The sequence below is a fragment of the Gordonia sp. GONU genome, from assembly GCF_024733855.1.
In the GTDB taxonomy this organism is placed as follows: domain Bacteria; phylum Actinomycetota; class Actinomycetes; order Mycobacteriales; family Mycobacteriaceae; genus Gordonia; species Gordonia amicalis.
The window spans coordinates 71,951-85,018 of the sequence record NZ_JANRHB010000012.1; the positions used below are offsets into that span (position 1 = coordinate 71,951).

Annotated in this window: 10 protein-coding genes and 1 pseudogene; 5 read left to right on the plus strand and 6 right to left on the minus strand. The window is 68.4% G+C overall.

The genetic code is table 11. From position 1 onward, the window contains the following. Positions 1–1,242, minus strand: coding sequence for a MacS family sensor histidine kinase (gene macS, locus NWF34_RS13315; RefSeq protein ID WP_258325277.1), 1,242 nt, complete (start codon positions 1,240–1,242; stop codon positions 1–3). Further along, a complete protein-coding gene (locus NWF34_RS13320) occupies positions 1,239–2,516 on the minus strand; it encodes an AI-2E family transporter (protein ID WP_258325278.1) in 1,278 nt (425 codons plus the stop codon). The genes macS and NWF34_RS13320 overlap by 4 nt, the downstream gene beginning before the upstream one ends. 76 nt (positions 2,517–2,592) lie before the next feature. Here NWF34_RS13320 and NWF34_RS13325 point away from each other — a divergent pair, with 76 nt between their 5' ends. Further along, entirely contained in the window at positions 2,593–3,750 is a 1,158-nt protein-coding gene (locus NWF34_RS13325) for a YbhN family protein (protein WP_258325279.1), read from the plus strand. A 6-nt stretch (positions 3,751–3,756) separates the two neighbouring features. After that, on the plus strand, positions 3,757–4,206 hold the full coding sequence (locus NWF34_RS13330) for a DUF3054 domain-containing protein (RefSeq protein WP_258325280.1): 450 nt from the start codon (positions 3,757–3,759) through the stop codon (positions 4,204–4,206). A gap of 119 nt (positions 4,207–4,325) precedes the next feature. On the opposite strand, the gene NWF34_RS13335 is transcribed toward NWF34_RS13330, so the two are convergent. Continuing rightward, positions 4,326–5,963, minus strand: coding sequence for an NTF2-like N-terminal transpeptidase domain-containing protein (locus NWF34_RS13335; RefSeq protein ID WP_258325303.1), 1,638 nt, complete (start codon positions 5,961–5,963; stop codon positions 4,326–4,328). Between the two features lie 189 nt (positions 5,964–6,152). On the opposite strand from NWF34_RS13335, the gene NWF34_RS13340 reads away from it, so the two are divergent. After that, entirely contained in the window at positions 6,153–6,905 is a 753-nt protein-coding gene (locus NWF34_RS13340) for a pirin-like bicupin family protein (protein ID WP_096274797.1), read from the plus strand. A 419-nt stretch (positions 6,906–7,324) separates the two neighbouring features. Here NWF34_RS13340 and NWF34_RS13345 read toward each other — a convergent pair whose 3' ends face one another. From NWF34_RS13345 to NWF34_RS13355, 3 genes and pseudogenes are all read right to left on the minus strand, one after another. Beyond that, positions 7,325–8,044 (minus strand): sterol desaturase family protein, encoded by a 720-nt coding sequence (locus NWF34_RS13345; RefSeq protein ID WP_191834600.1) that lies wholly within the window; start codon positions 8,042–8,044, stop codon positions 7,325–7,327. After that, positions 8,044–8,781, minus strand: coding sequence for a FadR/GntR family transcriptional regulator (locus tag NWF34_RS13350; protein ID WP_238064035.1), 738 nt, complete (start codon positions 8,779–8,781; stop codon positions 8,044–8,046). The genes NWF34_RS13345 and NWF34_RS13350 overlap by 1 nt, the downstream gene beginning before the upstream one ends. A 128-nt stretch (positions 8,782–8,909) precedes the next feature. Next, positions 8,910–10,369 (minus strand): annotated as a pseudogene (locus NWF34_RS13355) (dihydrolipoyl dehydrogenase family protein). 85 nt (positions 10,370–10,454) lie between these two features. Between NWF34_RS13355 and NWF34_RS13360 the strand changes: the two are divergent. Both NWF34_RS13360 and NWF34_RS13365 read left to right on the plus strand, forming a co-directional pair. Further along, positions 10,455–12,446 (plus strand): M13 family metallopeptidase, encoded by a 1,992-nt coding sequence (locus NWF34_RS13360; RefSeq protein WP_258325281.1) that lies wholly within the window; start codon positions 10,455–10,457, stop codon positions 12,444–12,446. Beyond that, the gene (locus NWF34_RS13365; protein WP_258325282.1) at positions 12,443–13,060 is read left to right on the plus strand and encodes a potassium channel family protein; all 618 of its coding nucleotides are present in this window, start codon (positions 12,443–12,445) and stop codon (positions 13,058–13,060) included. Before NWF34_RS13360 ends, NWF34_RS13365 begins: the two co-directional genes overlap by 4 nt. Positions 13,061–13,068: the final 8 nt, after the last annotated feature.

Here is a 13,068-nt window from a genome sequence, read left to right on the forward strand (position 1 = left end):
TCAGTCCCGCCGACCCTCGGTCTGCCGACGTGGAACGGTGAACTCCCATTCGGTGCCGCCGCCGGGTTCGGTGTCGAGGACGGCCGTGCCGCCCACTGACTCGATTCTGCCGACAATGGATTTCGCGACACCGAGACGTCCCTGAGAGACCGCCTGCGCCAGTCGGCCCTCGACGATTCCGACACCGTCGTCGCGTACGCTCACCACCACGTCGTCCCCCAGATCCTCTACCAGGATGAAGGCGCGCGCATCGGGTCCCGCGTGGTGGTGCGTGTTGTCGAGAGCGTTGACCACGGCGGCGCGGATCTCGTGCCCGATGCGGGCGGGTACAGGGACGGGGTCGGCGGGCGCACTCACCGAGACCCGATCGTCGGCGAACACCCTCAGTGCAGCCGCGAGATCCAGCTCCCCGGTGCCCGGCACGCCGACGCCGTCCAGGTCTTCTTCGGCACCGGCATCCCCGGCGTCGGAGATCAGTCGACGCAACGCGCGTTCCTGTTCGGCGGCCAACGACGCCAGTTCTGCTGTGGGGCCACCGATCTCACGACCTCGCCGGGCGATGAGCGCGAGCACCTGAAGCACTCCGTCGTGCACCTCGCGCGACAAGCGCTCACGTTCCTCGGCGGCCGCCGCGATACGCGCTGCGGCCGAGAGCTTCTCATGCGTCCGGCGGGCGTTCGCCGCGGCGAGTCCGACGGCCATACCGGTTGCGACGATCACGATGATCGTGGCGTTGCGTCCGAAGTTCAGGTTCAGCTCGCCCTTGACGAAAGTGCTCGTCCCGCCGACGACGAGGCCCGCGAGGATCCCGTACGTCGGCCCGGCCAGGATGGCCACCGAGATCACCGCGTTGGTGGCCCACAGCGTCGTCGGCCAGGTCTGGTTGTGCCATGCCCACCCGGCGTCGGCCACATATGAGGTGGACAGCATCAGGCCGCAGACCACGACGACCTCGGCGGTCACCCAGTAGCGGTTGCGGGCGAATCCGATGAAGTAGCCGATGCCGCTGACCAGCGTCCAGGCGGTCAGCAGGCCGAAGAGCGCCCACGCGACGGCACGATGCTCGAGATCGTCGTTGATCGCGATCTGGAAGCCGAGCGCATACAGATATGACAGCAGCCGGAAGATCTGCGCGCCGCGCCACAGTGGGCCGACCGGATCGGCGTCGACGGCACGGGCCGGCCGTCCGGCCTCGGTGTGCCGCATCTGCGCGACCCACCGCGCGGACGGCTCTGAGCTCACGATGGTCCCGGGTCCCGGGGGTCCGGCTCGGACTCATCGGATCGCGGTGTCTCACCGCCGGGCCTCGTGCCGCGCTCGGCCACCGCATCCGCGGTCGCATCGGGATCGGCGGTGTCCCACACGGGTTCACTGGGTTCGACCACGTGACCACCGGCGGCCTCCTGGTCGTCGGCCGCGCCCTCGCTGTCCTTCAGGTGCCGTATCGCGGTGTTGAGGAAGGCGATGAGCGGTACCGCGAGCAGGCCGCCGATGATCCCCGCCGAGACCAGCCCCGCGGCGATGCCCAGGACGACCGCGACCGGGTGCAGCCGCACCGAACGTCCCAAGAGGAATGGTTGCAGCACATGGCTTTCGAGCTGCATGACGCCGACAACGATGGCGAGGGCCACGACGGCCGCGAGCCAGCCCTGGGTGATCAGTGCGACCAGCACCGCCAGCGAACCGCTCAGCAGGGCACCGACGATCGGGATGAACGCACCCAGGAACACCAGCGACGCCAGCGGAAGTGCGAGCGGAACCTGCAGGATGGCGAGGCCGACGCCGATGCCGCAGGCGTCGACGAAGGCCACGGCGACCGTGGCCCGCACGTAGCCGACGAGCGTCCCGAATCCGGCGATCCCCGCTCGCCACACCCGGTCACGGGTCGCGACGGGTACGACGCCGACCGAGAACCGCCAGATCTGATCACCTCCGTAGAGGAAGAAGATGAGGAGGAAGAGAGTGAGCAGTGCGCCGGTGATGATCTCGCTCGCCGTGGTGGCGGTGGCGAGCGCGCCGCTGGTGACCCGATCCTGGTTGTGCTGCAGGAAGTCCAGGATGTCGGTACCCGCATTGCGCACCTGCTCGGGGTCGAGGTCGAGCGGTCCCTCGATCAACCACGTCTTGGTGCGCTCCACCGTTGCGCTGACCTCTTCGACGAGCTGCGGCACGCCCCGCATGAACTCGCGCACCACAAAGGTCATGACACCCGCGATGAATCCCAGCGCGAGCAGGATGTTGAGGAGCACGGCCAGGGATCTCGGCACCCCGCGACGGTCGAGGGCGTCGACCGCGGGCACGAGCATCGCCGCGATCAGGATCGCCAGCGCGACCGGGACCAGCACCTCCTCGAACTCCACGAAGAGCTTGGCGGCGACGTAGGCCGCGAAGAGGAGCAGGAGCAACCGCCACGCCCATTCCGCGGCGGCTCGTACCTGCGGGTGGACCCTGGCACGGTCGAGGGACGCGAGGTCGGGGGCAACATGCGGCCGACCGGCCGGTTCGGCTTCGCTCACGAGAGCAACAGTAGACAGTCGATTTACCCAATGGTGGTGGACATACGGCAATACAGCCTGGCCTAAGGTGTCACGTATGTCGGAGGATATTGGCTCGCCGGGGGACGTGACCCCTCGCTCAGCCACCCGTCCCCGCTTCTGGTGGGTGCGGTGGGTCCTCCTGGCCGTCGTGCTGGTGATCCTCGGTGTCGAGGTCGTGCTGATCTGGCCCGAGCTGAAGAAGGCCTGGCTACGCATCGGCGACATCAAATGGCACTGGGTGTTCGCCTGTGTCGTGGCCGCAATGCTGTCGATGGACAGTTTCGCGCAGGTCCAGCGCGCGCTGCTGCGCTCGGCAGGCGTCCGGGTCACCCAGTGGAAGTCGCTGTCGGTCATCCTGGCCGCCAACTCGCTCAGCCAGACGATGCCGGGCGGCCAGGTGCTGGCGCCCGCCTTCACCTACCGCGAGACGCGCAAGTGGGGTGCGACCCCGGTCGTCGCGTCGTGGCAGGTCGTCATGTCGGGGCTGTTGGCAGGCGTCGGCCTCGCCGTCCTCGGTTTCGGCGGCGCGATGCTCGCCGGCGCCAAGACCAGCCCGTTCTCCGTCGTGTTCTCGGTCGCCGGTCTGCTCGCGGTCGCGGTGGTCCTGCAGTACCTCGCCAGCCATCCGGAATCTCTGAAGAACACCGGCATCCGGGTGTTGGGCTGGATCAACCAGCTCCGCAACAAACCCGACGACCACGGCACCGAGAAGCTCTTCGAGACCCTGGAGCAGCTCCGCGCAGTCCAGCTGACCAAACGCGACACCTCGATCGCCTTCGGCTGGAGCCTGTTCAACTGGGTCGCCGACGTGGCGTGCCTGATGTTCGCGTGCTGGGCCGTCGACGCGCACCCGAGTATCTCCGGACTCATGGTCGCGTACGCGGCCGGCAAGGCCGTCGGCACGGCGATCCCGTTGCTCCCGGGCGGTATCGGCGTGGTCGACGCCGTGCTGGTCCCGGCCCTCACCAGCGCCGGGATGCCCGCCGCCGACGCCATCACCGCAGTCCTGATCTACCGGATCATCAGCTACGTCTTCGTGGCGGCGGTGGGCTGGGTGGTCATCGCCATCATGTTCCGCAGCCGGATCAGGCGCGACGACACGTTCATCGACGCGGTCGAGCGGGACGTCGACGCGGCCGCATCGGAGGACCCGTCCCGTTCGGAGTCCGGTCAAGGGTCCGACAATGATCCCCCGCCAGACCCGGTACGGTAGACCACCATGCCGATCCCGAACCCCACCGAGGCGGGGACCTCACCGGCGCGCGGGACCGCGACCGGACCGGTTGCCGCGCTGTTCGACGCGGTGGCCATCACGATCTTCGTGGTGATCGGCCGGGCCAGCCACGAAGAGGGCTACGCACCGGTCGCCTTTCTGCACACGCTGTGGCCGTTCCTTGTGGGCTGCGCGGCCGGCTGGTCGATCACCTACGTGTACGCCCACGTGCGGTCCAGCGACTTCTTCGGCCACGACTTCCGTCCCGACCGCGTGGTGCCGGTCGGGATCGTCATCTGGTTCTGCACGGTGACCGTCGCGATGATCCTGCGCTTCATCCTCAGCCAGGGCGTGGCCGTCAGCTTCGTCATCGTCGCGACCCTGACGCTCGCCGTCTTCCTGCTCGGATGGCGCGCGGTCTTCGCCTACCTCGGCCGGCGCGCCGCCGACCGCTGACACACCGCGCCGATGTCCGCAAGCCACGCCGGTTGAGCCGACACCGAGCGCAGCGAGGCGTCGCGTCGAAACCGCCCACCGGGCCGGCGGTGGCCTCGTCTACTCGATGATGGTCTCGACTACTTGATGGTGAAGTACTTCTGCGCCACCTGAAGCGCCGCGGTACCCGACTTCGGACCTTCGGTGTAGATCACGACCACCTGTCCGCCCTGGATGCCGACGAACCAGCCCGGTCCCTCCGGGCCGTTGGTGCCGACCAGCGCCTTCAGCCCGGGTGCCCGGGTGAGGTCGCTGGCATCACCGGTGGCCGCGGTGGTGGTCATCGCCTTCAAGATCGGTCCGACGAGAGCGGGGTCGAGGCCGCCGAGCTCACCGCCGGCGACCTTGGTGGGCACGTTTCTCAGGACGAACGGCGGCACCGACGAGGGCTGACCCGCCGCGGCGCGTGCCAGTGCGACGCCGAACGCACCCATGTTGGTCATCGACATGTTCGTCTGGCCCGGGCGGTAACCGATGGTCGCGATACCGGGCTGGCCCGGCGTCGGAACGCTCGCCCCCGGCACGGTGAACTGGACGCCGAGACCCAGGCGATCGAGCAACGTGTCCGCCTGCTCGGGCTGCGGCCCGGCAACGCGTCCGACCTCGTCGAAGACCGGGTTCAGCGTCGAACCGACCGGGTAGGCCCGATCGATCTCGATGCTGCGCTCGGCCGCATACGCGTTCTGCGCCATGCCCAGGATCGCGCCGGTCTGGGCGTCGAGGGTGAGGATCGTGGCGGGCTGCCCGACCTCGACCGCGGCGTCGCCGAGGGTCAGCTGCACACCCTGATCGACGGTCGACAGCACATCGGGTCCGGGCGGTCCCTGCTCACCAGCGAGGCGGCGCGGCCGGACGCCGGGGTTGACCATCTCGACCTGCCAGCCGGCCGTGGCGTCGCGGATCGCCTGCCAGTAGTTGGTCAGGCCGTCCTCGAGCGGCGACGACAGCCGACGGTCGGCCATGACGAGCTGATCGGTGCGGTTGACACTCACGCCGGGCACACGCGCGGGGTCGCCCGCGAGAACCTGCATGTCCGGATCGCGCAGCGTGACGGCGATGACCGACTTACCCGGCGTCTCGGCCAGCTTCTCGCCGATGACCGCTGGGGTGATCAGCGGCGCGATCGGCGCGATCACGCCGGCCAGCGCTCGGGTCGTGGCCGCCAGATCGCTCGTTTGTGCAGGGTCGATGACGATTTCGTTCACCGGTTGGAGGTACATGAAGACCTTGTTCGAGCGACTGCGCACCGACGGTGAGGGCGTCGCGTCGGTGCGGATCTCGCGGAGGTGACCTCCGGCGCCGAGACCCGGATGCAGGATCGCCGGATCCCACGTGACCTTCCAGCCCGACGACAGCTTCCGGGCAGTTCCTTCACTGCTCGCCTCGTAGGCGCGTCCCTTGTCCCAGTTCCACTTCGTGGTCAGGGCGAAGGTCGCGGTACCGTCGCTGTATTCGACGGGTTTCTCGATGTCGACGTCGATCCGTTGTGCAGACATCGATTTCAGCGTCGTGATCAGACTGTCGCCGGCCTGACCGGGCGCGGTGGTGAGCTGCGCGGCACCGCCGGCGTCCTGTCGGCTCAGCGCGCTGGCGAATGCGTCGATGGCGGCGGCAGCACCGGTGTTCGACGATCCGGTGAGCGAACAGGAACTCACCACGACGGCACAGGTGACCGCGGCGCAAGCGGCGGATGTTGCGCGCTTGACCCAGATCTTCATGACGACAATCTTCACTCTTGTCACACTCGAATTCGACGCTCCCAGCTTCCATTCGGGAATCAAGCCGGTCACGAACTCATCTCGTCCCGCAATCTGCGGGTCGCATCGGTCCGGGACGTATGGTTCGATCCACCAAACGGGGGACAAGCCGGGCCGAGTCCGGCCTGCGCCGACTGCGATGATGGAGCCATGGCTTTCACGGTGATCCCCGGCGACGATCGCATGGTCACGACGACCGACTGGCTCACCTCACGACACGGGTTCTCCTTCGGCGATCACTACGATCCCACGAACACCCACTTCGGTGCTCTCCTCGCGTTCAACGAGGAGGAGGTGGCGGCCGGCGCGGGCTTCGACCTCCACCATCATCAGGAGAGCGAGATCGTCACGTGGGTCGTCTCCGGAACGCTCGTGCATCGCGACTCGGCCGGCCACTCCGGAGTGCTCTATCCCGGTCTCGTACAGCGGATGAGCGCCGGTACCGGGGTAGAGCACTCCGAGCGCAACGACTCCTGGCCCGGGCTGGCGGGTTCCGGGACCGAGCCGGTGCACTACGTGCAGATGTGGCTGATGCCCGACCGGCACGGACTCACCCCGTCCTACGACCAGGCCGACGTCGCCGACCAGCTGTCGACCGGTGAGCTGGTCCCGGTCGCCTCCGGGGCCCCCGACCGTGGGGCCGCGATCTCCCTCGCCAACGCCGGCGCCACGCTCTACGCCGCGCGGCTGCGCGCAGGCGGGACCGTCGAACTCCCGGCCGCCCGGTTCACCCACCTGTTCGTCGTCGACGGGCAGGCCGAGGCCACCGTCGACGGGGAACCTGCGCCTCTGGACGCCGGCGACACCGTCCGCGCCGTCGACGCCGACCTGATGTCGGTCACGTCTTCTGCCGGCGCCGAGATCCTCGTGTGGTCGATGGCGACGGGGCTCGGCGGTTCCTGAGCCACCCCAGCAACCCCCCGCCGGTTGAGCCGACACCGAGCGAAGTGAGGCGTCGCGTCGAAACCCCTCCCGCCACCGAACAACCCCACGCCGGTTGAGCCGACACCGAGCGAAGCGAGGCGTCGCGTCGAAACCCCTCCCGCCACCGAACAACCCCACGCCGGTTGAGCCGACACCGAGCGAAGCGAGGCGTCGCGTCGAAACCCCTCCCGCCACCGAGCAACCCCACGCCGGTTGAGCCGACACCGAGCGAAGCGAGGCGTCGCGTCGAAACCCCTCCCGCCACCGATCCGCTCACCAGCACGGCGCGAGGTTTCGACGCGGTGGCTCGCTCCGCTCGCTACCGGCTCAACCAGCAACCGGAGCCGTATCGAAACGACCTCACCGAGCCCCATCGGCCTTCGGCCGGCGCCTCAGACCTACTCCGCCGTCCGCGACAGCGCGTGCAGATCCTTCGCGGTCGGTGACTTCTCGACGGTGTCCGGGTCGGGGTAGGTCCGGAGCAACCGGTCGACGGTCCCGGCGGTGGTGACCGTGAACCAGTAGTGCTCGTTGCGGTAGTGGTGGAACCGGTGGTTGCGCCAGATCCTGCGGTAGAACGCGTGGCGCGGCCGGTAGTCGGAGTGGATCAGGTAGTGCGTCCACTCATAGACCAGGCCTATCGCCGGCAGCACGACCAGGAAGGTCAGCCCGCGCTCGACGCTCGTGAAGACGACGAGTCCGACGATGAGGGCCGCGATCATCACCCCGATCAGCACCTGCCACGGGATGAAGATGAGCGGGATGTCGCGCGGATTCTGGTGATGTTCACGATGTTTGCGTGCGACGAGCGGGTCGATGGTGACCGGGCCCAGCCGCTTCGGGCGCCAGTGCAGGACGAACACGTGGATCAGCCACTCCACCAGAGGGAAGCTCGCAACCATGATGACGGGGACGAGCAGGTCGGCGAAACCCCAGCCGCCCAACCACACTCGCGCTACCAGGGCCGCACCCAGAAAGCCCGCCATGATCCACGGCGACGGATGCCGGAGGAACTCGGCGAATGCGTCGCGCAGCGACATCGAGTGCCGCGACCGCATGCGTCGTTCCTCGGCCGCGACCTGCCGGCGCGCCTTGATGTCGATCTCGTCGGCGGCCATCAGTGTTCCTCCTGTGGGTCGGTGTTCTCGAGTGCCTCGCAGAGAGCGAGTAGTGCCGTCGTCGCGGGTGCGAGAAGGGCTCGGGCCGCGGCGTCGGCGCGTTCGGGTGCGTGCGCGGCGATGGTGTCGACGAGCGCGCGGTAGCCCTCGATGTTCCCGACCTCGGGTTCCAGGACCCCGGCCAGAGCGGGTACGGCGGGCTCGTAGGCGGCGCGCAGCGAGTTGTACATGAGCCGGAAGGCGATCGAGTCGGCCGCGTCGATGACGACGCTCCAGAACTCGAGGGCGGCGACCTGCTGGCCGATCGGGTCCGGCTCGGCGGCGAGACGATCCAGGACCGACCGGATCGCGACGAGATCGTCGTCGGTGGCACGTTGCGCCGCGAGGCGGGCGACCTCCGGCCCGACGGCGGCACGCGCTTCGACGATCGACCGCGCGACACTCGGCACGAGCGCCCCGCCGCGGAGGAGCAGCCGCGGCAGCAGGTCGAGTCCGCCTGTGCGTGCGATGTCCTGGACGCGCGCGCCGTCGCCCTGGCGGATGGCCACGAGCCCGGCCGCGGCAACTCGTTTGAGCGCCTCGCGCACCGTCGGCCGGGACACCCCGAGCATCCGTGCCAGTTCTCGTTCGCTGGGGAGCGCTTCACCGGCGGCCAGATCGCCGGAGAGCACCCCCTCGACGATCTGGTCGAAGACGATCTCAGGTGCGCTCTGCTGGGTCACCGGCTCAAAGGGCATGTTGTGACGGTAACCACCCTTGGTCAGGTGGTCAAGTGGTCAGACCAATCGTTCCCCACACGCGACCCCGGCGGCGACGCGCCGGCTCTACGTAGCGTCACTCCGCTGAAGTGGTGACTCTGCGCAGGTCAGCGCAGCTGGTCCAGCAGTCGCAGCCACACCTCGCTGACGGTCGGATACGACGGCACCGCGTGCCACAACCGCGACAGCGGCACCTCACCGACGATCGCGACCGTCGCCGAGTGCACGAGTTCACCCGTCTGCGCCCCGACGAACGTCGCACCCACGAGGACGTCCCGCGCCGCGTCGACGACCAGAGAGGCGTGCCCCGAGTAGTCCGGACCCAGCAGGTACGACCCGGCGACCGAGATGTCCCCTTCGGCGACGCGCACGTCGATGCCTGCGTCCCCCGCCTGCGCGTGGGTCAGCCCCACCGAGGAGATCTCCGGTCTGGTGAACACCACCTGCGGCACCGCGGCATGGTCCGAAACCGCAACGTACCGTGATCCGTCGAGGCCCCGCCCCTCCGCCCGCGCCGCGATCACGTCGCCGGCCACCCGCGCCTGATACTTGCCCATATGCGTCAACGCGTTGCGGCCGTTGACATCTCCGACCGAGTACAACCACGGATGTCCCGGCACGGTGAGGTGATCGTCGACCGTCAACGGTCCCTTGGTCGCCAATCCCAGCGAGTCGAGGCCCACATCGGTTGTCGCCGGCGACCTTCCGGCCGCGACCAGGATCTCGTCGACGGTGAGCTCCCCCGCACCGTCGCTCGCGAGCCGGACGACCGCCGGGCCGCCGTGCAGTCGTCCGTATCCCGAGGCAGTGGCGTCGGTTCGTTCGACCGCCTCGATCGTCGTCCCGAAGCGGATGTCGGCGCCGCGAGCCCGCAGCGCGTCGGCAACCCGTTCCCCCGCAAAGGGTTCCATCCGCGGCAACAGCCGGTCCCCGCGGATGGCCATGACCAGGCTGCGTACCCCGAGGTCGAGAGCCACGTCGCGGCCTCGCAGGCCACGACCCCGCCGCCGAGAACCACCATCCGTTCCGGGACCTCGAGGATGTTGGTTGCGTCGCGCGAGGTCCATGGCAGTGCTTCGCGCAGTCCCGGGACGGGCGGGACCGATGCGGTGCTGCCGGTGGCGATGACCACCGCCTCGCGTGCCGTCACCAACCGGTCGCCGACGCGGACCTGTTTCTCGCCGACGATCCGGCCGTGACCGCGGATCACCTCGATCCCGGCGCCGTCGGCCCACTGCACCTGGCCGGAGTCATCGTGCGTGGCGGCGCTGTTGTCGAGACGCCCGGTGACGGTGTCCCGCCAGCCGAGCACGGCGTCGGCATCCGGATTCGACGCCGACGCCCGTTCGCGGGACCCGGCCAGCGACCGCGCCTCGTCAAGGGCGTTCCCGGGCCCGAGCAGCGCCTTGCTCGGCATGCACGCCCAGTAGGAGCACTCCCCACCCATCAGTTCGTGTTCGACGATCGCGGCCGTGCGATCGCTTCCCCGTATCGCGTAGTCGGCAGCATTCTCGCCCACCGGACCGCCACCGATCACGACGACGTCGTAGCTGGTTTCTCCCACCATGGATCCACCGTAGGGACCGACCGGGGACCTCGTGCGATTTCGCCCCTACCGAACGCGGCTGACGGATCGCCCATCCGGTGACAGGATGGAGCGCGTGACTGCTTCGAATACCGACCTCAAGTCCGGACTCGACCTCGACTGGGTCGACGATTCCGTCCGCATCCAGGACGATCTGTTCGCCCACGTCAACGGGAAGTGGCTGGAGTCGCATGTCATCCCCGACGACCGTTCGGTCGACGGCGCCTTCCATGTGCTGCGCGACAACTCCGAGGAGAACGTCCGCGACATCATCACCGAATGTGCCGAGTCGAGCCCCGCGAGCGGCTCCGACGCACAGAAGATCGGTGACCTCTACGCGTCGTTCATGGACACCGACCACATCGAGGCACTCGGCATCGGCCCGATCACCGGGGAACTCGAGAAGATCGCGGCCGTCGACTCGGCGGACGCGCTCGCCCGACGCATCGGCCGGCTCCAGCGTCACGGCGCCGGTGGACTGTTCGGCTATTACGTCGACACCGACGCCAAGAAGTCCGACCGCTACCTTGTGCACGTCACCCAGTCCGGCCTCGGATTGCCGGACGAGTCGTACTACCGGGAGGACAAGCACGCGGAGACCCGCACCGCCTACGTGGCGCACGTGGAGCGGATGTTCGCCCTCGCCGGCTTCGACGACGCCGCCGCCCGCGCCGCCACCATCCTCGATCTCGAGACCGCCATCGCGGCCGAACACTGGGATGTCGTCCGGCGCCGCGACGCCGAACTCACCTACAACCTGATGACGCTGGACGACTTCGCCTCCGCCGCCGACGGTTTCCCGATCGGCGAGTGGCTGGGCGGTCTGGGCACCACCGGCGATCCGACCTTCGCCGAGGTCGTCGTCGCGCAGCCGTCCTTCGTGTCCGGGGCGTCGGCACTCATCGCCTCGCGTCCGCTCGAGGAGTGGAAGACGTGGCTGACGTGGCGCCTGCTGCATTCCGCCGCGTCGTATCTGTCGTCGGACTTCGTCGACGAGAACTTCGAGTTCTACGGCCGCACCCTGACGGGCGCGGAGACCATCCGCGACCGCTGGAAGCGCGGCGTCGGCTTCGTCGAGGGCGCGATGGGTTTCGCGGTCGGCAAACTCTATGTGGCCAAGCACTTCCCGCCCGAGGCCAAGGCGCGCATGGACGAGCTCATCGCGAACCTGGTGAAGGCCTACCGCCGCAACATCTCCGAACTCCCGTGGATGACCCCGGACACCCGGGAGAAGGCCCTCGCCAAGCTCGAGAAGTTCACCCCCAAGATCGGCTACCCGGTCAAGTGGCGGGACTACAGCGCGCTGAGCGTCGACCGCGGTGATCTCATCGGGAACGTCGCGCGCGCATCGTCGTTCGAGCAGGACCGGGAATTCGCCAAGATCGGTGGACCGGTCGACCACGACGAATGGTTCATGACCCCGCAGACGGTCAACGCCTACTACAACCCGGGCATGAACGAGATCGTCTTCCCCGCGGCCATCCTGCAGCCGCCGTTCTTCGATCCCGAGGCCGACGACGCGGTCAACTACGGCGGCATCGGCGCGGTCATCGGGCACGAGATCGGCCACGGCTTCGACGACCAGGGCGCGAAATACGACGGCGACGGCAACCTCGTCGACTGGTGGACCGACACCGACCGCACCGAGTTCTCCTCACGCACACGTAAACTCATCGACCAGTACGGCGAGTTCACCCCCACCGGCCTCGACCCCGAGCACAAGGTCAACGGCGACTTCACCATCGGCGAGAACATCGGCGACCTCGGCGGTCTGTCAATCGCGCTCGTCGCCTACGAGATCGCCCACGAGGGGCAGGAACCGCCGGTCATCGACGGCCTCACCGGAACGCAGCGCGTGTTCTTCAGCTGGGCCCAGATCTGGCGCACCAAGACCCGGGACGCCGAGGCGATCCGCCGCCTGTCCATCGACCCGCATTCGCCGCCGGAGTTCCGGTGCAACGGCGTCGTGCGCAACGTGGACGCGTTCTACGAGGCGTTCGACGTGAAGCCCGGCGACGCACTGTATCTCGAGCAAGACCAGCGGGTCCGGATCTGGTGAACGACACACCCGGCGCCGGCCCCTCACGCGCCCGATTTCCGCGGCCGGCGCCGGGGACCTCCGGGCCCCTCGCCCTCGCGAGTGGCCGCGACCTGACAGTCGCCCTGCTCCGGCCCATCGGGGCGGCCATCGTGCTGCTGATCGGGTACTTCCTGCTGCCGATCAACCGGGCGAGCGATCTCAACGTGCTGGGACTGACGGTCGGCGCCGGACTCCTGGCATCCTTCTGCGTCTGGGAGGTCCGCAAGTTCGCCCGGTCGATCCATCCTCTGGTGACCGCCATGGAGATGTTGGTCGCGCTGGCGACGTTCTATGTCGTCGTCTTCGCCACCACGTATTTTCTGTTCTCCGAATATGATCCGGGCAGCTTCAACGAGGAACTCACCCGTGTCGATGCTCTCTACTTCTGCCTGACGGTGTTCACGACGACGGGTTTCGGCGACATCGCGGCGGATTCGCAGGGTGCCCGCATCGCGGTGTCGATCCAGATGGCCAGCACGCTCGTACTGGTCGGACTGGGCCTGCGGTTCTTCAACATCCTGATCAACTATCGACGCCAGGTCACCGCGGGGAGACCTGGCGTCGATGAGTCAGCGCGTCCGGACGATCAGTGATCGCCCTC

Bases quoted from the DNA above. Each gene is read 5' to 3' on its own strand.
- NWF34_RS13350 (WP_238064035.1), bottom strand. From the start codon at position 8,781: ATGCCCTTTGAGCCGGTGACCCAGCAGAGCGCACCTGAGATCGTCTTC.
- NWF34_RS13325 (WP_258325279.1), top strand. From the start codon at position 2,593: ATGTCGGAGGATATTGGCTCGCCGGGGGACGTGACCCCTCGCTCAGCC.
- NWF34_RS13340 (WP_096274797.1), top strand. From the start codon at position 6,153: ATGGCTTTCACGGTGATCCCCGGCGACGATCGCATGGTCACGACGACC.
- NWF34_RS13335 (WP_258325303.1), bottom strand. From the start codon at position 5,963: ATGAAGATCTGGGTCAAGCGCGCAACATCCGCCGCTTGCGCCGCGGTC.
- NWF34_RS13345 (WP_191834600.1), bottom strand. From the start codon at position 8,044: ATGGCCGCCGACGAGATCGACATCAAGGCGCGCCGGCAGGTCGCGGCC.
- NWF34_RS13330 (WP_258325280.1), top strand. From the start codon at position 3,757: ATGCCGATCCCGAACCCCACCGAGGCGGGGACCTCACCGGCGCGCGGG.
- NWF34_RS13360 (WP_258325281.1), top strand. From the start codon at position 10,455: ATGGAGCGCGTGACTGCTTCGAATACCGACCTCAAGTCCGGACTCGAC.